19 protein-coding genes and 1 pseudogene are annotated in these 20,266 nt (G+C 37.7%); 4 read left to right on the forward strand and 16 right to left on the reverse strand.

Translation table 11 applies throughout. The features are described from left to right. Positions 1–76 precede the first annotated feature (76 nt). From I4V44_RS12110 to I4V44_RS12125, 4 genes are all read right to left on the reverse strand, one after another. Positions 77–2,608, reverse strand: a complete 2,532-nt coding sequence (locus I4V44_RS12110; protein ID WP_117846014.1) for a DEAD/DEAH box helicase family protein — start codon at positions 2,606–2,608, stop codon at positions 77–79. A gap of 22 nt (positions 2,609–2,630) precedes the next feature. Next, positions 2,631–3,611, reverse strand: coding sequence for a DUF5677 domain-containing protein (locus I4V44_RS17620; protein WP_020993987.1), 981 nt, complete (start codon positions 3,609–3,611; stop codon positions 2,631–2,633). A 164-nt stretch (positions 3,612–3,775) separates the two neighbouring features. Next, positions 3,776–3,994: a hypothetical protein gene (locus I4V44_RS12120; RefSeq protein ID WP_020993988.1), complete on the reverse strand. Its 219-nt coding sequence runs from the start codon at positions 3,992–3,994 to the stop codon at positions 3,776–3,778. 11 nt (positions 3,995–4,005) lie between these two features. Then, on the reverse strand, positions 4,006–4,731 hold the full coding sequence (locus tag I4V44_RS12125) for a type IV secretory system conjugative DNA transfer family protein (protein ID WP_243280273.1): 726 nt from the start codon (positions 4,729–4,731) through the stop codon (positions 4,006–4,008). On the opposite strand from I4V44_RS12125, the gene I4V44_RS12130 reads away from it, so the two are divergent. Both I4V44_RS12130 and I4V44_RS12135 read left to right on the forward strand, forming a co-directional pair. Next, complete coding sequence (locus I4V44_RS12130; RefSeq protein ID WP_118137783.1) at positions 4,726–5,703, forward strand: tyrosine-type recombinase/integrase; 978 nt, start codon at positions 4,726–4,728, stop codon at positions 5,701–5,703. The genes I4V44_RS12125 and I4V44_RS12130 overlap by 6 nt on opposite strands. Continuing rightward, positions 5,700–6,443, forward strand: a complete 744-nt coding sequence (locus tag I4V44_RS12135) for a tyrosine-type recombinase/integrase (RefSeq protein ID WP_020993990.1) — start codon at positions 5,700–5,702, stop codon at positions 6,441–6,443. The genes I4V44_RS12130 and I4V44_RS12135 overlap by 4 nt, the downstream gene beginning before the upstream one ends. A 420-nt stretch (positions 6,444–6,863) precedes the next feature. Here the strand turns inward: I4V44_RS12135 and I4V44_RS12140 are convergent, their stop codons facing one another. The 3 genes from I4V44_RS12140 to I4V44_RS17625 all read right to left on the reverse strand — a co-directional run bounded on the left by I4V44_RS12140 (position 6,864) and on the right by I4V44_RS17625 (position 10,736). After that, entirely contained in the window at positions 6,864–8,309 is a 1,446-nt protein-coding gene (locus I4V44_RS12140) for a DUF2971 domain-containing protein (RefSeq protein ID WP_055200754.1), read from the reverse strand. Between the two features lie 145 nt (positions 8,310–8,454). Then, positions 8,455–10,314 carry an asparagine synthase (glutamine-hydrolyzing) gene (gene asnB, locus I4V44_RS12145; protein WP_118137779.1) on the reverse strand — a complete coding sequence of 620 codons (1,860 nt, stop codon included), beginning with the start codon at positions 10,312–10,314 and terminating at the stop codon, positions 8,455–8,457. Positions 10,315–10,547: 233 nt separating this feature from the next. Beyond that, entirely contained in the window at positions 10,548–10,736 is a 189-nt protein-coding gene (locus tag I4V44_RS17625) for a hypothetical protein (protein ID WP_008703624.1), read from the reverse strand. 407 nt (positions 10,737–11,143) lie between these two features. Between I4V44_RS17625 and I4V44_RS12155 the strand changes: the two genes are divergently transcribed. Next, positions 11,144–11,308: a hypothetical protein gene (locus I4V44_RS12155; protein ID WP_173698229.1), complete on the forward strand. Its 165-nt coding sequence runs from the start codon at positions 11,144–11,146 to the stop codon at positions 11,306–11,308. A gap of 406 nt (positions 11,309–11,714) precedes the next feature. Next, a pseudogene (locus I4V44_RS18560) lies at positions 11,715–12,175 on the forward strand (IS66 family transposase); the annotation flags it as partial. 703 nt (positions 12,176–12,878) lie between these two features. Here I4V44_RS18560 and I4V44_RS12165 read toward each other — a convergent pair. The 9 genes from I4V44_RS12165 to I4V44_RS12205 form a co-directional block, all read right to left on the reverse strand. After that, positions 12,879–13,535 carry an ABC transporter ATP-binding protein gene (locus I4V44_RS12165; protein WP_196002780.1) on the reverse strand — a complete coding sequence of 219 codons (657 nt, stop codon included), beginning with the start codon at positions 13,533–13,535 and terminating at the stop codon, positions 12,879–12,881. Between the two features lie 14 nt (positions 13,536–13,549). Then, complete coding sequence (locus tag I4V44_RS12170) at positions 13,550–14,584, reverse strand: hypothetical protein (RefSeq protein WP_118567184.1); 1,035 nt, start codon at positions 14,582–14,584, stop codon at positions 13,550–13,552. After that, positions 14,581–14,871 (reverse strand): hypothetical protein, encoded by a 291-nt coding sequence (locus tag I4V44_RS12175; protein ID WP_055059993.1) that lies wholly within the window; start codon positions 14,869–14,871, stop codon positions 14,581–14,583. Before I4V44_RS12175 ends, I4V44_RS12170 begins: the two co-directional genes overlap by 4 nt. Positions 14,872–14,883: 12 nt before the next feature. Then, positions 14,884–15,636 carry a hypothetical protein gene (locus I4V44_RS12180; protein ID WP_196002781.1) on the reverse strand — a complete coding sequence of 251 codons (753 nt, stop codon included), beginning with the start codon at positions 15,634–15,636 and terminating at the stop codon, positions 14,884–14,886. A gap of 293 nt (positions 15,637–15,929) precedes the next feature. Further along, complete coding sequence (locus I4V44_RS12185; RefSeq protein ID WP_243104684.1) at positions 15,930–16,637, reverse strand: hypothetical protein; 708 nt, start codon at positions 16,635–16,637, stop codon at positions 15,930–15,932. After that, positions 16,634–17,932, reverse strand: a complete 1,299-nt coding sequence (locus tag I4V44_RS12190; protein WP_118592837.1) for a hypothetical protein — start codon at positions 17,930–17,932, stop codon at positions 16,634–16,636. Before I4V44_RS12190 ends, I4V44_RS12185 begins: the two co-directional genes overlap by 4 nt. A gap of 2 nt (positions 17,933–17,934) precedes the next feature. After that, complete coding sequence (locus I4V44_RS12195) at positions 17,935–18,585, reverse strand: ATP-binding cassette domain-containing protein (RefSeq protein ID WP_044925097.1); 651 nt, start codon at positions 18,583–18,585, stop codon at positions 17,935–17,937. A gap of 43 nt (positions 18,586–18,628) precedes the next feature. Next, positions 18,629–19,357, reverse strand: coding sequence for an ABC transporter permease (locus I4V44_RS12200; protein ID WP_271724943.1), 729 nt, complete (start codon positions 19,355–19,357; stop codon positions 18,629–18,631). A gap of 18 nt (positions 19,358–19,375) precedes the next feature. After that, positions 19,376–20,266, reverse strand: coding sequence for a hypothetical protein (locus I4V44_RS12205; RefSeq protein WP_117592325.1), 891 nt, complete (start codon positions 20,264–20,266; stop codon positions 19,376–19,378).

The raw sequence follows: 20,266 nt of genomic DNA on the forward strand, positions 1-20,266 counted from the left end.
CATATTCCATATCATATTTTCTTAAAAATAAAAAGTACAGCCTTTCGGTTCATCCAATTAGCTGTACTCGCATTTCTTATCTAGTTTTATGGTAGTATTCTTCAGAATATTGCTCAGAAAAATCTTCAACATTCAGATGATGTAACGTTAAAAATTCATGTAAAGTATCATCAGATATCTCATCCAGGGAAAACGGTTTTAATTCTTTAATAAACCCTTTTATCTGATCCTTCAGGATCTTAAGTTTATTTGGACGAATTATCTTAACTTTATGTGTAAAATCTCCCTCATAAGAAAGTGTCTTTGTCGAAATAATCATAAATCTGTCTACATTTGCATTTGGGCCATATTGATCTTCAAACCATGCACAATGGTTATTCATTTGTCCCGCTTCATGTTTCGTGATTTCCTGACGGGTTCCGGACACCTCACTTTTGCATTCAAATAATAAATAATGATCATTCGAACCACACCAAAGATTATCAGGTCCCTTCCGAATTTCTTTATCTGGACGCTGGCTGACATAGCCAAGTAAAGCGCCAACATCTTTTAATGCAGCTTCAAATTTAGTAGCTTCAATACCAAAAGACAAATTATCTAATGTCGCATTAACTGACAAAAACAATTCACCATAATCTGAAAATTTCCGCATATATGTTCTGATATTATTTAGGCGGTCTTGGTGTATATAAGAAATTTTTGTATAATCAATTCCTGTACTCGGTTTTAAAAGCTGTGTATTTTTCTTAAATGCACTTTTTTGAATTTTAATCGATTCTGCAATACTTGTCGGATATGTATATCTTGCTAATTGCTGTAAATACCAACCCTTTTCTGTGTCATCAACATTAAGCCCATCAATCAATCGCTGCATGGAAGAAATAGCTTTCTCATACTCACCTTCACAAAAAAATTGTTCTGCCTGCCGTTCTTTTAAAAGCCTGTCATATACCTGTGATTCTGCATTATCTTCTACAATCGTATCCATTTCAGAAGCATAATATTCTTTCCAGCCTTCATCACGCACTAACATCTGCTTTATCAAAGAAAGCACAACTTTTATAGGGCTTTCAGTTTTATCTTCTTTCGCCATGTCAGCAATTTCGATGCCAATGTCAATTTGTTTTCTCGTTTGTGGTGAAAAGAATTTATTAGTTGCAATACTCCGCATAAACCGAACCAATTCTGAGCCAATTATTAAAATGGCGCAATAATCTTTTTCACCACGGACACCTCTGCCAATACCCTGTTCAATTTTTTGAGCTATCCGTTTATTGATCAGTTCACTATTTGGACACGCCTGTTCTTCATAGCGATCTGCCAAGCTATCAAAATACGGAAGGCTATCCATAATCAGTATTCGACAACTTTCATCAGGCAAGTCAATGCCATCATATCTGTTATTAATTACAACGATTTTTGAAAAAATTCCTTTTTTTAACTTATCAAGTTCCTCAACAATATTTCCCGTAGTAGCCGTAATTGCTCCTAAATTTTGATATTGTCTACAATTTTTCGTACTAGGCACCAATGCCACTATGCCAAATTTTGAAAGAGAGCTCTTGCAAAAATTAGTGACAATTAAATCATGATCACAAGATTCTTCAACAAGCGATGGTATTATCAACATTTTTTCGCCAGACCATTTTTGTTTTTCATTCCGCAACGGATTCTTCACAGCCTCTGGCCTAAACTCTAAGCCCTTTACAAAAAATGAATCATCCTGAGTTGTTGCAGACATTAAAATTCTATGCGTAGCATATGAAAAAGAACCAAAAGTACGAATGCTAACATTATACGGAGAAATCTCAATTTTACTTCCGGATATGTAACAACAATAATTTTCTATCTGATCACGCATAAGAGGCCACGTATAATATATTTGACTGTTTTCCTGGGCAGCAGACAAAATCTTTAGCATTTCTGTTTTCTTATTATTCCAGCTCCAGTACGGGACTGCCATAAAAGTATTATAATCTCCAGCCTGAATATCAAGCCAGCTTCCTTCCCCTTGTTCAATCATATCATCATTGAAAAGTGTCAGAATCTTCGAGTAAATTTCAGGATTTTCACTTTTGCTTATTGAAATGGTAAAAGCGCTTTTAATGGTATCTATACAAGCATGTGAATCATCCATAAGAACGGCTCCCGTTTTTATATAGTTGTTGTCTGTTCCAAATACAGATCTTCCGTTAAATATTTTCTGTACATGAGTAATAAGTATTTTGGAACCTGCAAGAAAATCATTTGGGATTTCGGTACTTTCACCAAATGTACAAAAGGGAATACCAAATTTATCCGCTTCTGAACATACCTGCCTGACAAGATATTTATTAGGACATATATAAAGACATGGCCCCTCCTTTGAATTGAGTAAAGATTGAAGAAGTAGCAATCCTACTAATGTTTTCCCTTCGCCAGTATGCAATTTAATAATTAAATCCTTATCTGCACGTCGTTTTGTATACCACTCAGATAGAACAATTTCCTGTGCTGGGCGAAGAGGACCAGCAACGCTTTTTCGGTCTAAAGTTCCATATAACTCAATGGGATTAGTTTTCGGTGTTATTGTTCTGCTTGCTAATTTTTTCTTAAAATCAATTGCCATTAAACTCCCTCCTATTGTCTCTCTACAAAATATTTATCTGATCCATAGTCGCAATTATATGTACTTTTTTCTTTTGACAATCCATAACGTATCTTTTGAATTCTGCTCTTTTTGCCTCGTCATCATCCAGATATTTATATACCTTATCTAAAGCAATCAAAGAAAAATCGCAGACAAATGCAAATATATTTCCTCCATTTTGGGGATTTCTAATTCGTTGTAAATAAAGGCCATCTGCCACTGCCTGTATTGCTCGCGCAGCATTTAGTGCATGTATTTCATAAGAAAGTCCCCCATAAATCCCCTCATAATATTTTTCATGTCCAGTTTCTCTCATCATCTCTCGAAAGTTCTGTACATTAGTTCCGATTTCATACCATTGAATATGTATTTTGTTGATATTTTTTCGTTTCTTTTTCTTCCAGTATTTTCGTTTGGACTCTATGGCTTTCTCTCTGGCATCAGCCACTTCCTTAAACAGCTCATTTGTATCTATCAAATGCTGAAAAGCATCTTTTTTTCGCTGAAATCTTTTACTATCTTCCGTAAACTGCGCTTCACCCAGTAGTTTAATTGCATTTTTACTCTTTTCGGATTTTCTGGCAAAAAGCTTTTCCCCTGTCTCAATTTCTTTATAATGCTGTTCCAGATAATATGCAGCAGCCCTCTTTCTGGTATCTTCTTTTAAAATAAATTCCAGACCTACGGTGTTTTCAAGCAATGTCCTTACAATAACTTGCATCGGCGAAAAAGCTCCTGCATCTATAAGAATATTGAGTGCATCTAGCTGTTCCATTATTTTCCTGAGAAAAAGGCATATTACTGTGTCTACAAATTCATCCTGTGCAGATGTTCTTGCAGTAATCTCATTTATGAGTTCCCCATATTTTATTATAATAGAAGCAAGCACCTCACTCGCTTCCTCAATTATTTTCTTATTATCCTGATCTTCTTTAATGTTATAAAACATATTGCCAAAGAGTTTTAAATAATTGTCTTCCATGTTTCTCCCCATATAGATACTTTACGTTTTTCCCTCCTTTATTTTATCAGTTTTTTCTGATAAATGCTACCCTACATCTTTAATTCTGCACAACAAAAAAAGGCAGTAACACCCTTTTGGTTAGGATATTACCGCCCTTTCACACTTCAAATACTGCGTATTCTCTAATTGAAGCCCTGCTTCATTCCACGCAATCCATTTTCGTACTGTATTCTTGAAAAATACCAGATTTTACCCTGGATTTTTCTGCAGATATGATTTTCAAACAAATAGCATTCACTGCACAATTCTGGATTATCCCGTCTCCATCCGCTTTTTTCCAGAAATTCCTCTATATTTTCATATACTTCAATGCAGCTTTCTGCAAGCAGTATTTTTTCCACCTCCTGCTCCTTCAGATAAAGTCCAAATTCCTTGGCAAGCAGAACTCTGAATCCATAGCTTCATATACCTGCTCATCCAGTATCTGAAATTCCTGCTGCTGTTTTTCCCACTTTCGGTACCAGTCCGGAATATGATCCACAACCTTTTCCATCTTCAGTTTTCCGGCATCTGCATGTTCCGTATAATCCATTTTCTTAAACCGAAGCACATTGTTTCCTCGGATGATCAGGATTCCCTGATCCAGCGGATAACGAAGGATCTCATCTGGCAAAAGGAGCTGCCGTTTTCCAATGGAACGTGATTCCGAATATTCCGGCACATAGTCTGTGGCACGAATCGTAAAAAAGTTCTTTCGGATAGAAGCAACTGAAACTGTAATCTCACCGATCCGGTCACTGTAGTAGGTAGCGGTTGTCATATCATTACAGCCCAGAAAGATTGAGAAATCACAGCCGCCAAGGATCTCTTCCCACTGGTTGTCCGGATAACGGTTCTGAAGCTGTGGAATATTCTGAAACAGGATGCTCATGCCTATCCGCCGGGATCTGGCCGTAGCCAGTTTCTTTTTAAAATCCGGAACAACACCGATATTTGGAAATTCATCCAGTATAAAACTTATCGGTACTGGTAGGACACGTTCTTCCGTTCTGTCAGCCAGACGAACCAGCTTGATACTTAAAAATGACGTAAACAGTGTAGCAAGCATATCGTATGTAGAATCCTGATTCAAATGCAAAAATTTGATCCTTTAAAGAAGTATTCTTTTCGAAAGGCACGTGATTGGAAGTATCCGCTATGGTGCTCTTTAGCAGTCAATGCTTATCTGGACTGGCTTAGGAGAAGCTTCCATAGTGAAGGTACCATTAGGTCCTATAAATATGTTGTATACAATTTTTGTGATTTTCTTTTGCTAAAAAAGTTAAGTTCATTTGAAGATCTAAATCGAAATCTGATAAATGAATTTCTTAGGATTGATCTGCATAGCACGGTAAATGGCACCTCTGGAAGAAATAGCGTTTTACGTCAATTCATAACATTTCTGGAAGATAATAATTATCTTGCGGATCAAACAATACATGGCGTAATACCGGCAAAGCTTGCTCACCACAGAAAAATCATTACAATATTGTCAGATGAGCAGATATCATGTATAAATGAATACCGTAAAACATGTAATTCACCAATCGAACTTAGAGATGCTGCAATGGTTATGATAGGACTGAAACTTGGATTTAGAAGCTCTAATGTTATCAATCTGAAGCTTTCGGATATCGACTGGATGAATAAAAAGATATCCATCACACAATACAAAACGAAAGTCTCTATCTCCCTGCCCTTAAGTGTTGATGTCGGGAATGCAGTTTTCAGATATATGAAATACGGGAGACCTGAATGTGATGACCCGCATGTATTTGTTAGACATAAGGCTCCATACGGAATTCTTTCAGGAAAGATATGTTCAAATGCCTTGAATCGAGTTTTGAGTACTGTCAGCGACGGTTCATCTGTTAAATTTCATACATTAAGAAAAACATTTGCAACAAGTATTTTGAAAAACAATGCTGGTGTAGAGCGTGTTATAGATGCATTGGGGAACCGGGATTCAACAACAGTAAATGTATATCTTACATACGATGAATTGCATATGAGAAAATGTGCACACTCTCTCAAAGAGATGTCTATTCCGATGGGAGGTGCAACCAAATGATTCTTGAAGAATATATTTTTACCAGTTGTTTTTTGAATGATATACAGGGACTAATTGAGCAGAAAAAGCAGTCGGGTTATATCTATGATTCAGCGAAATACATCCTTATACAATTTGACAAGTTTTGTGTAGAGAATCATATCGATAGGGCAATCATAACAAAAGAATTATCGGACACATGGCTGTCTTATCATGCAGATGAAGCAAAATCGCGCCGTGCAAGCCGTATGAGTGTGCTGCGGCAACTGGTTCAGTACATGAATTCACAGGGCAGTGAATGCTACATTCCCTCAAAATTTTCCGCCAAAAGTTATCGAGTTCCATATGTTATGAATGAACGTGAAATTAGGGAATTCTTTACAGTAGCAGATGATTACATCCCAAAGGTGAATGCCGATCGTTTTAGCATACTGGCTGAGGAATATAAAGTACTGTTTCGCTTTATTTATTGCTGTGGATTACGTGTATCAGAAGCACGTAAATTAAAACTGGAAGATATAGATTTTGAAAGAAAAACAGCTCTAATACTACGCTCGAAAGGGGATAAGGATAGGTTGATCTATATCGCAGATGATGTATGCAACATGTGTCTGGATATGCTGGATTTATTGCATGATAAGTATCATTTTTACTCAGAATATCTGTTTCCATCATCTGATCCCAATACCCCCTTGCAGGTGGCATCTATAAACAAAAAATTTCAGGAATTCTGCAATAATATTGTATATATATGTTTTTAATGAAGATATTTGATATGTATTACCAACTAAATAAAGGAAATTCAGTATTCCTACTTCATACTCAGTTACACGAACCAATCCAAAATTTTCATTTAAGTTCAAATCATGTTCACATGTTAAAGACAAAAGGACTTCTCTGGTCTTATAAGAAGGATTTTTCTCAAACTTTTCCACACATTCACATAATGTATCTAAAATCTGTTCACGCGCATTCGCTGGCCATTTTTCTGGCTTGTCAGCTGTTTCTTTCTCATAATACATTTCACTGCCCTTCCGTTCATATAAAATTAAAAGCAATTCTTTTCATCTTGAATCAAAATCAACATGATTATATTATATCCTCAGAATCTGCTTTTTTCCAGCAAAATAACGCCCCAGCCATAAAGCCAGAGCGTTACATACTTTCCATATCAAATTACCTTAAACTTTTTCTGTGCCATCGACTTTTCCTTTATAATTTATCAGTCTCCAAAATTTCTTTTTTCGAATCTTAATTTTCTGCTCTTCAGCACTATATTCAGCTTGATAAAAAGTAAAATCTGATAATTCGTCCTTATGCTTTATCAGCTTATCCAGAATCTGTTTTTTATCATATTCACTGGTTCTGATTCCAAAGATAACACCTTTCAAAAGGTTCCAATCAAATGACATATTCTGCTTTTGAGGAACATCAAATTCACCAAATGTATTTGACACAGCTACCCTAAATTCCTTTTCATGTTCCCAGTTTTTTGTCTTGCGATAGATTTTCGCATCATAGATCTTCCAGTAACGTTTTCTCCATTCCTCTACATCAGAAAATGCTTCATAACAGGAACTGACGCCGTCTACTCCAAGTAACCATTCTCTTATTTGAACCATAGTCAATCGTCCTAATGTCTGGAAAAAATTACATTCAATGGACTCTCCACCATAAGAAATTGCTCTTACATCAAGAGGAATATGTCGCCCTCCTACCTTAAGTTTTGCCTCGTCACCTGTATCATAAATCAGACATACACCCTTATGACAATCTGCATAGTTTCCCCACATAGCAGAATTATCATTTTTTTTAGAAAAACAAACAACATAGCTTTTGGGGTATATCATATCCCTCAACTGAGCCACAAACACTTTTGGAAAATCAGCCATAACAATTAACCACTTTCTATGCTGTTGAACTACTGAATTGCCATCATTATTATATATTTGTTCTTCAGAGCCTTTACCATGAAGAAATATGTCGTTTTCTGCACCTTTCATTATATAGGAGAATTCCTTCATTTCCTCGAATATTTCTTCCATAGATTCAATTGTCTGGACACGCATTTTTTCATTAGAAAAGACTTTCTTTATTGCATCTACTAATTTTTCCACAGAAAGTGAAAAATTAAGAAGTTTAATCTGTTTCTCAGCTTCCTCTGCAGGTACAAATTTATTTTTCTTAAATTCTTCCAGACACCTAATTAGTGCATTATTATGAATATAAAAAAGAATATATTGAAGTTCCTTTTCTGATACTTTCAAACAATTGTCACCATAAACTCCTGCCAGATTTTGTACATCTGTATCCGTTATGAACTCTTCTCCTAATTTCAATAAAATTTTCTCAAAAAAGTTATTTTTATAGCAATGAACATCTGCAACCAAAGTACCATGATATAACGTTTCATCATCGGCTTTCAGAATATAGAGTTCCAGTGCACGCGCTACGCTATATATATAATGTCTGAACAATCCCTCCCAGGCCATCTTATCTCCCTGCCAGAAAACACGTACAAACCCTTCCAACGGATCATTTAACTCTTCTTTCGATGCAAAATGAAAAGTGCCATTTTCAATTTCTAATAATGCACTGCTTATTGAACGGTAGTGGTATAATTTCATTTTTTCCTTCTTTCGATAAATTATTCAAATAGTTATGATGAAGTCTGCTCTTCATAAACCATGGATTGACATGCAGCTTCCTATACGAAAGCTTAATACCTATCTTCTATTTTTTCTTATTATTACCGTCTCATAACCAACTCTCTCACTTCGAACATGTAGTAAAAAATCTATCGTACCAGATAAGGAATGTTAAAACTGTCCAGATTTTACGGCTGTTATCTGCTTTTTTATTTTTATGGTCGTTCAGGAGCTGGAGCAGTTTCTCTGTATGGAAAAATTCTTCTGCTTCTTTCGAGGTAAATAAATCTGTTACCATCTGATACCAGTCATCCTGCCGCAGCCACACACGGATTGGAATGGGGAAACCAAGTTTCTTCCGTTCATTGGTTTCCTGTGGAAGAAATTCTGAAACAGCTTTACGGAAAATATATTTGGTTGTACCTGCTGCAATCTTGGCTTCTTTCGGAAGCTTTGCTGCAAAGTTAAAAACTTCTTTATCCAGAAATGGTACCCTGACTTCCAGGGAATGTGCCATGCTCATTTTATCTGCTTTCTGCAAAATATCGCCAGGAAGCCAGTAGTTCAGATCTACAGACTGCATTTTTTCCATGTCTTGAAGTGAGCCTCTGTTTTCTGACTCAAGCTCTTCATAAAATTGACTTAAATATTCCTGCGTGGAAGGTCCTGTTACTTTATTTTTCAAAATCTGTGCTTTCTCTTTTTCACAGTAAATATATGCATTTCCGATGAAGCGTTCTTCTACTTTCATTCCTGCGCGGATAAGGAAATCCCGTCCTTTCACGTCTGGCAGCTTTGCAGCCAGTTTTCTGACAGTGCGTCTGAGCACGAACGGAATCCAGGCAACTTTCTTTAATGCTTCAGGCTCTCTGTAAATATTGTATCCACCGAAAAGTTCATCTGCGCCTTCCCCGGAAAGGACTACCTTAACATGTCCGGCAGCCTCTTTGGAAAGAAAATAAAGTGCAACTGCAGAGGCATCCCCAAGTGGTTCATCCATATGATACATCACATCTGGAAGGGCATCCCAGAATTCCTGCTTGGATATGATTTTCACATGGTGTTTCAAGCTTGCTTTTTCTGCCACTTTAGCAGCTTTGTTTACTTCACTATATCGGTCTCCCTCATCAAATCCCACTGTGAATGCCTGATCTGCACCGGAGGCAGAAGCCAGATACCCGGAGTCCACTCCCCCGGATAAAAACGCGCCGACTTCCACATCGCTTAACATGTGGTGCTTCACCGAATCCTTTAAAATCTCTGCAAGCTGGCTCCGCAACTGATCCATATTCGTCTTACGGTTCCACTTGCCAGGTGTAAGCTTTGTTTTGAAATAAGTCTTTATTTCATAGTTTCCGTTTTTATATAAAAGCATATGTCCGGGCATAAGTTTATAGATTCCCTTAAAAAAGGTCTCTTCCAGAGGGGCATATTGAAATGACAAATACTGCTCCAGGGCCTTCTGATTTACTTTTCTTTCATAGCCTGGAAATGCAAGAATACTCTTAATTTCAGAAGCAAATACAAAGTGTCCATCTATTTCGGCATAGTACACAGGCTTAATTCCAAAGAAATCCCTTGCAAGCATCAAAGTCTGCTCTTTTTCATTCCATACTGCAAACCCAAACATTCCCCTGAGCTTATCCAGTGCCTTCTCCCCATACTGTTGAATGGTATTTACCAGAACTTCCGTGTCAGAATGGGTACAGAAAGAAATGCCGGAAGCCTCAAGTTCTGCCCGCAGTTCCTTATAATCATAGATTTCCCCATTAAAAACAATATGCAGGTTTCCGTCCGCACTTTCCATAGGCTGCTGCCCATCTTCTAAATCAATAATACTAAGTCTTCGAAAGCCCAGCGTAATCTTCTCCCTGCAAAAAGAGCCTTCACTATCCGGGCCTCTATGTTCAATGGCCTTCATCATCCTTTCAATTACTGTCTTCTGATCCTGTCTGTAACCTGTAAATCCACAAATCCCGCACATTTTTTCCTCCGTATCCATTTGATGTAGTTTAGACACTGCAACGACTTTTGTTACAGTCCCAAACTATTTTTACCGATATTTTATCATAAAAATGTCTGTTTGTTGTAAAATAAAAATGTCTTTCTTATCAAATACTTATATTTCAAAATAGCTTTTATATCTCATATAACATTTTATAAAAAAAGAAATGTTTTCCATTCCCTTATTTGCTTACGGAAAACGTTTCTTTTCATTTACTCTTCATGAAGATTTCCGTTCTCATCGATCCAGGTTCCGTCTCCGTTATTGTAAAGGACTCTGGATTCTTCATCACCTTCACCTGCTGCTACAATTTCCATTCTGTTCATCGGAGGTGTATTATTCCAAAGAACAAGCATAATATCCAATTCTGATTCTGGAAGTCTCTGATATGTTTTTTTCACGCTCTCATTCTCCCTCTTTCTACAAATGTAGGAACGATTTTATTATATCATATCAGTCTATTTCTGTATAGCTGTTTCCATTCTCATCAGAGATTTCGCTTTTAGTTTGTTACTGTTCAAAGGTATGTATAAGTCATTGTAAAAAGTGACGAAATTATTTTCTCTATTTTGTGGATAATTATCTTCAGCAGAAAAAACTGTATTTATAGTTTTTTCTGCTGTTCTTTTTCACAAAAGTTATACACCGAATCCTATCCATTCTTTCAGACAGAGGCCTTATATCTACTCATTTCCAATCTTATAATGGAGATTTATCCACAGTCAGATTGCCCAATGGGTCATTTCCGGAAATTCGCTTTTTTCCTGCATTTCTGCTATACTTTTTTCAAGAAAGAGAGGTTGTTTTTATGGAGATTGATTTTATACAGGAACTAAAAAAACGTGATGAACTTCTTGACGGCTATCTCAGGCAGATCGAGATCCAGGAGAAATTCATCCAGAAACAGAAAGAGCTGATCGAATATCTCGAGGATCATATCTCAAAGATCACAGATATCGTCAGCAGTGTTTAGCAGGACTGTACCGGAGGAAAACGTATGCCTGATACTTATGATCATATCACTCTCATGTGTCGGCTGAAAGCTGCACAACGCAGAAACAAAGAACTGGAATCTGGTGAAAGATATATCCAGTTAGAAGAACTTCATCAGAAAGAGTACAACGTTTATGAACATAAGATTGAGAAGCTGAAAAAAGAACTTGCAGATGCGCACAAAGAAACGATCCGTGTGCGCAATTACTGGTTTCAGGTACTGGAGGATATGCTCCGGGAGTTTGAAAAGGCACAAAAAAGGTCCGCGCAGGAACTCCGAAAAATGGAGATCCGTGCACTGAATGCAGAAAAGCAAAGAGAGGATGCACTGGATAAAGCAGCCGTTTTCAGACATCAGTTTTATGAAGCGGCATCCAGACTGGAAGAAGAACAGGGCATTTCTGTCCGACCTGACGGGTGGAAAACTGAATATTTCCAAAGGCATGATAAGCAGACTAAACCGGAGTTTGCTTTAAAAACTGAGCCTGAACGCAGGTCTGCCTATGCAGATATGCTGCTTTCCCCTGTTATGCATACAGATTGTACAAATGCCAGGGAAAACGGAAAGAGCTGCCAGGTATATGTCTATGCAACACCGGACGGAAAAGCCCTGTACTTTGCCCGCGAGAAAAAGGGACACGAAGGAGTAAAGGGTACGGTTACAGAAGACTATCAGGGGATCCTTGTCCATGACCATGATATTACCTTTTATAATTATGGAGCAGATCATCAGGAATGCCTTGCCCATGTACTGCGGTATCTGAAAGCCAGCATAGAGAACGAACCAGACCGTACCTGGAATAAAAAAATGCATGCACTGGTGCAGGAAATGGTCCCCTCCCGGAATACACGGTTCTTTTTTAGTGTATCGATCGGCTGAACCGTATCAAACTTATTATTCCAATAGCTGCAATCAAAAGCAGCAACCAGCTATATTTAAGCCTTGTACATATAAAAGTGCACAGGAACAGTAACAGGCAAGAGCCAATCACATTACAGTTAACCATCCAGTCTATTACTTTACCTGTGCATGAGTTCACTATCATATCTCAATTTGCGCTTTTTATTCTGAGTATCTGGATGAAACAATGCATTTTCACGTATTCCGCTATCTTTCAAAGCCTTTGGATAAAAAACGCTTCCTCAGAAATTTTCAGGACGCATTAGCTTATTACAACACTATGACTCAAAAGATTCCGATAGAAACTCATGATGGAATATATACTGTTCCATATTCCCATATTATTGCCATTGAAGCTCAGGTAAGAAAGGTGATCATACATACGATAAAAATATTCCGAATTTAAAAATACCTATCTTCTGTATCTTGAAAGTATGAGGTAAAACTATAGGGGACATGTAATCTTGCTATTTTTCAGATTCGTAGTCGAGGCGATTGTTATGTGGCATTACTCATCCAGCCTTTTTCTGCCAAAACACTCTGGCAAAATGAGAACTGGTTGCATTTGTCTACTGTATTGTACTTTATTTCTGTTCTCTCTTATAGATAAAGTATGGAACATACATTATCGTATACGAAATATTTTTTCTTACTCTTTGACTATTTTCCGAAGTATTCCATCTTCCATCTCATATACTTCATCACATAGAATCTCTATATCCTCCCGATTATGACTTGCCAGTATAATCAGCCTATTTTCATTCTTCATCTTCAGCAAAAGCTCCCGGATTTCTGCTACACCATTTTTATCAAGGCCATTCATTGGCTCATCCAAGATCAGGATTGGTGGATCTTCCATAATAGCCTGGGCAAGTGCCAGCCTCTGCCGCATACCAAGCGAGAATTTTCCAACCGGGCGTTTCAATTTCGAATCAAATCCAACTGTGTTTAACACTGAATGCAGATATGATTTATCTGGTCTATTTCGTATCGTGTACAGAAATTCAAGGTTATGGTAAGCACTCCAGTTTCGTAAGAACCCAGGATCTTCGATAATGATACCTGCTTCTGTAAGCATGTCCTTATCTTTTCCCATTACTTTTCCATTTACAGAAACCGTTCCTTCATCACAGGACAGAAAGCCACAGATCGTCTTAAATAAAACTGTCTTCCCGGATCCATTATGTCCGACCAGCCCATATATCCGACCACTTTCACATCTGAGCGTGACATCCTTTAAGACTTTATTGTTCTTAAAATTCTTATTGACATGTGATACCTCTATGATATACTTTTTTTCATTCACAGCAGTTATTCCTCCTATATATCCTCGTTTTCCCAGTTGAACTGCATATATCTGATCTTATGCATGATAAGACCAGTCATTATAGTTATCCCGACTAACAGGAAGACTACCATATATGACAGGGACGGTAACCAGTAATAGGTATGATCTACTGTTGCGATTCTTGCTAACTCTGCCCATACGGTGGGGACAAAACGGGCCAGTTTGTAACAGATTAACGGATGCATATTTAACACCGGAAACAAGGCAATCGCCAGCGCAAGCCCTCCGGCAACCGCAATAATCTTGTTAATGTATAAGCTAAACAAAAACATCAAAACACCAACAAATGTGCAGATCAGAGTACAGAGCAGGATTTCAAGCAAGATAAGTTCAATGGGCGTATATTCTGAAAAGATATCATAATAAATGAGCACACTGCTCTGGTATTCTGAAAGAGCATTTGTAGTTGCCGCAGTTCTCAGCAGCTTTCCCCATTCATTGCTCCATTCTACTTTTGGCAGTAACACAAGGATTGTACAGGCAATCGTTATCAGCACCATTATCAGTGAACGAAAAAAAATCCCCCCTATCTGCCCCAATCCCCATTTCTGCCGTCCAACCCGGATTGCATGATACATGCCCGATATACTTGACGTTGCCAGATCAGATGTCCAGGGAAGCTGTAGCCGTAAATACATGATAAATAAAAGTGTTCCTAAAATCATTGTTATTATGGAGGATACATAGATCACGATTACTTTTGAAAGCACATATTTTTTTAAATTTCCCCGTCCAATACTGTACCGTAGATATTTATTTTCAAGATCTTCACAGAATACAGCAGCAAAAGCAGAAGCACAAAACGCATATGCAATCATCTTCCCGGACATTTCAACCGCATATATATAAGTGTCCATAACATTAAAATTTACCATGCCTTTTTCAAAAGCATAATTTTCCAGAGAAAAAATGAAAGAGACTGCTACACCGGCTATCGCCAGATACAGAGGATATTTTTTAGCAATCGCCTGAAATCTGTTTTTAGGTATCTTTCCTTTTCCATTCAATCATCCCCTTGTTTATTCAGAAGAGTATATATAGCGACCACCAGAATCATAAAAATAATTGGTATCCCAGTGGCAAAGAATTTTCTGTTTTTCGCTTTTCTGTTTTGTTTGGATGTGATAATATCTCTGCTGTTCTCTAAGATTTCATTTAATTTTTCATATGGAACCGGCATATTGCGGATTGCCCGGTATATTTCCTTTTCATAATCATTCGGTGCTTCTTCTATACACCTGTTCAGTTTTTTTCTTTCTTCCACTACATAGTAGGGAATTGTTGAACCATCCATACCAACTCTCCTTTATGATGGCAAATTAATTTCTTTGCCTGTTTCTGCATTGACCAGCATTACTGTTTTGTTGCTGCCATTTTCCATCACTTCAAAATACCATATCGGTTCTTCTGCATACTTCTGATCTTCACCAGTGTAAACATGTTCATATAATTTTGCTCGTGTAACCTCATAATTTACATCGTTTAACATGTTGTCATATTTTTCCTCTACTACTGATGCAATCTCATCAAAAGGTTTCAGAGTTACCGTATTCTGTTCATTTTTAAAGTTGTAGATATAATCTATCGTTAAACTCTCCAGTCCACGAGCAGAATAAATGGCCTGTACAGGTGCATTATCTGGAGAATCATCTGACATTTGCTTTGCTACGCTCATCAATTCATGGAATACTGGAATCCCGGTATTTTCCTGATAGGCATAGATAAAATAAGCTTCATCTTCTGACGTTGGTTCGTTCGTTTTTCCTTTTTCTAATAAACCATTATTTAATTCCTGATCCCTTAGTTTTTTCATTGCATCTACACTTAACGGAATCGCCTGGAAAGAGAGATTTTCTGTGTCATATCCGAGTTCATTCATATCTTTTTTTATTTCTGAAATGTATTTGTCTTTATCAAGAGAAACGGAATCACTTGAAAACAAATCTATATAGTCCGACTGCTGAACTCCAAGATATGCATAATTTCCCGGAATTGAGGAAATGTGCGATGGTAGTTCTATGGCAGGAACTGTTTTATGCAAAGTCGGTAGTCTTTCCATGGTAACCTGAGATAAAGATACTGATCAGGATACTCATGAGATGACCGATCACTCTGTTCAAAAAAGATCTGCATAAATTTAATTTCTTAAACTGGTGTGAATGTAGAATGACGTATAGTATTTGCGATGGACACCTTCTTTCGTAAATGTTGCAATGTTTGTTTACTTTCATTGTACAACACAAACGATTTAAGGTGTCTTTTTTATTCAAAATCACGAACTTGCTCATTTATAGCTTAAAAGCGAAATCTCTGTTCATTGCATAGGAAGGAGAATTCTTGCTATATATTATGCTAAATTCCTGAAAGTATTTTCTTTGCGTTCTCCAGGTTATTTTTTCCATTTATTTTTAGATATACTTTACTGATTTCAGAAGGCTCTCCTATTTCTCTGCAGAGATCCTGTGCCTGGGAAATGGGTATGTAGATTTCGTTGCCTTCTATTACTACAGCGGCTTTACAGGGCATATATGAGGTTTGCGGTTCTCCTGCGGAATTGCCGGACAAAGTGGTAAGATCATCCGTGGCTTTGGAAGTTTCCTTCTCTTTTTCATCCAGGGAATAAAAAATATTCAGGTTTTCACCCATCTCTAAAAATTTTTTCTGTTGTTTTTTTGAAATGGCATGATTATTATAGTCTTTCATATCCCGTAGGGAACCATTTCCCAGCAATAACAAAGGCATCTTCCCCAGTTCATTCTGAGTTGGATTTTTTCCAAACGCATTCATATCAATTCCTGAAAAAGTCGTTGTTTCCGTATAATCTTCAATTTTGATGACAACCGGGACTTCTATGACTGGCCAGATTTCTTTTATACCTTTTATCTTCTTCGCTTTCTGCAAAAAATCTTCATCATAAGCCAGATCTCCAAGTGGGAGCAGCACAGTAAATTGCCGTTTTTCTTCTTTCATGCCTGCCAGCAGCATTCCTAATAATGTAAGTATCAATGCCAGCAGAAGTATGACAAATAAGGTAAAGCTGTCTATTTTTTTTCTTTTCAATGAGAAGCCGCCTTTCTCGCTTCTTCAAGAAGGATATTTTTCTTATGAAGCTTTCTGACCAGAATCAGGATTATGGAAATAAGCAGTACTGCAACAACTGCAGCTATGGAATACCACCAGTTATTGCTTTTCTCCTGGTCATCTTCAACCTTTAAAGATTTTATCTGGGTTTCTTTGATTTCAGAATCAAATTTTATTTCTTCCTCATATGATTTGCCATCTGCATCCTCATACGTAAGAATTAATTGACCTGCACATTTTCCTGTTTTTCCTTTTACATATATGCGAAGACTTCCCTGGGATAAATCTCCGGCCTCTATGGTCCCTAAGAATGCAGTATCGTTTGAGCTTAATTCATCAGCCTTTAAGCTGACACTTGCATTGTATATTTTGTCTCTTCCGAGATTCATTGCTTTTACCGGGATCTCTACTGTATCCATAGTGTATAAAACAGATGGAATATCTGAAGCTTCCAGCTTAACACGAACCGGTTGTATGATCTGAAAAGACAGTAATTCTGTACCGGTAGTTGCCGTTGCTTTCGAATCTTCATAATCCAGAGAAAAAGTAATGACAGCCTGGCCAGGATCACAGTTTTCTGTTATAGTAATCATCTGTTCCAAAGTAATTGCTTCACCAGGAGCCAGGACTTGTACATAAAAAGAGTTTTTCTCAAATTCGATTCCTTTGTTCTCTGTAGAAAGGGAAATTTTTAAACCAAATACATTTTGACTGCAGCTTTTATTTCGAAATGTCAGCGACATTTCTGTTGTAGAACCAGCCTCCAATCGTCCACCTGAAAGATTGCTGTCTTCTAATAATACCTGCGGTTTATGTAATATTTTTTCACTTGATGAGTCTGATGTTGAATTACCTCCTCCCCCACCGCCCGAATACCCTCCGTTGTCTATAACCGGATCTGTTATCTGCGGGGCGTCACCGTCCTCCGGATTATCACTGTCTATTACAACATGAAAAGGATTCGATTTAGAACCATCACCAAAGTCATCTCCTGATGTAAAAATATCCGGATCCGGATTTTCTTTATCGGTATCAGCTTTATCAGGAGTCTTTTCATCCTCTGCCGGAGGTTCGGTACTCGTAGAATCATCCTCTTTTTCATCAAGGGTTAACGAGTTGTCATTCTCATAAGATACGGACGGATCTGAGTCCGTAAATCCTTCTTCAGCAGATGTAATCTCCGTGTTTTGAGGCTCTGTGGCAAAAACGGTAGCTGGAAGAAATATTATTGTCGTACACAATACTAATGCCGTTTTTACAAATAAATTTCTCATTATCAGGCAGTCCTTTCTCTTAAGATTCCTCCATCCATTTCATATACGTGGTCACATAAGATTCTGATGTCCTCTTCATTATGGCTTGCCAGCAAAATGGTTTTTCCTGCTGCTTTTAAATCCAGCAGCAGTTCTCTTATTTCTTCCACGCCATGTTTATCCAGTCCATTAAACGGCTCATCCAGAATCAAAAACAGAGGATCTTCCATAATGGCCTGTGCAATACCAAGGCGTTGACGCATTCCAAGGGAATATTTTCCGACTGGTTTCTTCATGTCCGGATCCAATCCTACCCTTTTTAAGACTATGCGGATATCGGCCTTCGAAATCCGGCCATTCATGTCTGCCAGGATCTCCAGATTTTTAAAGCCCGTATATTGTGTAAGAAAACCGGGAGTCTCGATAATAACTCCAAGACTTTCAGGAAAATCCACATCATGGCCTATTTTTTTTCCAAATACAAAAATAGTACCCGTAGTTACAGGAAGAAACCCACAGATGCATTTCATAAGAACGGTCTTTCCGGAACCGTTATTTCCAACAATCCCATAGACGTTCCCTGTTTTCAGGGAAAGATTTACTTCCTGTAACACGATGTCTTCACCGAAACGTTTGGTCACGTGTTCTATTTTTACGCAGGTGTTCTGCATCATTCCACTTGCTCTTTGCGGATCACAGGCCAGATTAAATGTCCCTTCAGATTTCTTCCAATCTTCCATATAAAACACCTCCCAGAATTCCCAGCATTACGAATAAAAACAACAGTAGAAATAGCCAAACTCCTATTTTGTCCGGTCCCCAATTTTTATCAGCCAGTATCCATTCTACTGGATAAAACCATATCTGATTTTTAAAATAGCGGTCATGAAGAATAATTCCGAAATAGAAGCTTACAAAAGGGATTCCATATACCATGTAAGCAGAATCCCATAAAATCCCGCAGCTTCCACCGAAAGTACTTATGATACTTCCGATAAGTCCTGTCCGGAATGCCTTCATGAGCAAGTCCAGAAGTGCTTCTTTCTGAATAGCACCCTGTATCTCCAGCGGATAGAACACAATAAAATTGATAAAAAGTACCGTTAATATAGCTAATGTCCAGACCATAAAACCAGACATCATAATAGAAAAGACTTTACCTTCGACATACTGTCTGCGGGTCGTTCTGGGAAGTATCTCCTTTAAAAATCCACTTTTATATTCTTGCAGAATGGAATCACTCCATGGCAATACGGCCGCTACCGGAATGGCAAAAGATACTGCCTGACTTTTTAAGGAACCTTCCAGTATACTGATAAAAGTACCACATGCCAGTGCTTTTTTTAAGCTGGGATAAGTCTGGCCAATGGCGATGGAAATGCAGGCTATCAGCCATGCTGCCAGAAAATTCTTATTAAATAACATACGTTTTGTTTCACCCCACACAGGTATTCCCCCTTCCGATCATGTCTTTTCTCCAAGAAATTCAAAGGTATATTTTTTCATCCGGTTAATTGCAAAAACTGCAAGAAGAACTAAAATACCCAGAAAAAACATGTAGGAATGCGTGATTTTCGGAAGCAATGGGTCATAACCTAAGTTATGTTTTCCGTATACTGCCTGGTTCAGAGGACTGATCCAGCAGATTAATACATTTACCTGATACATTTCGTATTTTTCTTTATGTAAAATTGCAGCCAGTACTTTCGGGTCCAATAAAAAACCAAATACACTGTAAAGAAGGCCAAAAATCATACCCTTAGTCTTCCCTTTATAGAGATTTCCTACAAGGATTACAAAGCTTAAGGTCAGCGAATAACAAAACAACAGGAAGAAAACCTGCAGCATACAGCCATAAGGTGAAATACTTTCCATGACTCTTACTGTAGAAGGGACCTGCAGGTTTTTTCCTAATTCTGAATAACCAAGCATGGCCGCAGTTTCGCTCCACAGGTTACCTGGATAACTCTTTTTCATACACAGCACGGCCGTAAACAGCAGCATCAAAACCGTATATAAAACAGTTACAAGAATAACATAAATGAATTGACCTAAAAGCCATTTCCTCTTGGTTGTCCGGGTCAGCTGGTATGGAGTAATAGGTGTCATCTTCGGCAGGTCAGAAAACATAAGAAGCAAGAGCAGCGAACTGGACAGTACTGCTATCCCATCCCCAAATGTCCAGATAAATGGTTCAATGGCCTGTACCGGTGTATCGTAGGTATCCATTACAACCATGATTCTGCCTGTAAGCAGGAAACTAAGTACAAATTCTAACAGAAATATAAAAATAACTTTGGGATTGCGTAAAAATCCGAAGAAATTGTACCTTACAATTCCAAATACCTGTCTCAT

Origin of the sequence: Blautia sp. 1001283B150304_161114_C9 (genome assembly GCF_015668165.1) — a bacterium.
GTDB lineage: Bacteria > Bacillota > Clostridia > Lachnospirales > Lachnospiraceae > Blautia_A > Blautia_A wexlerae.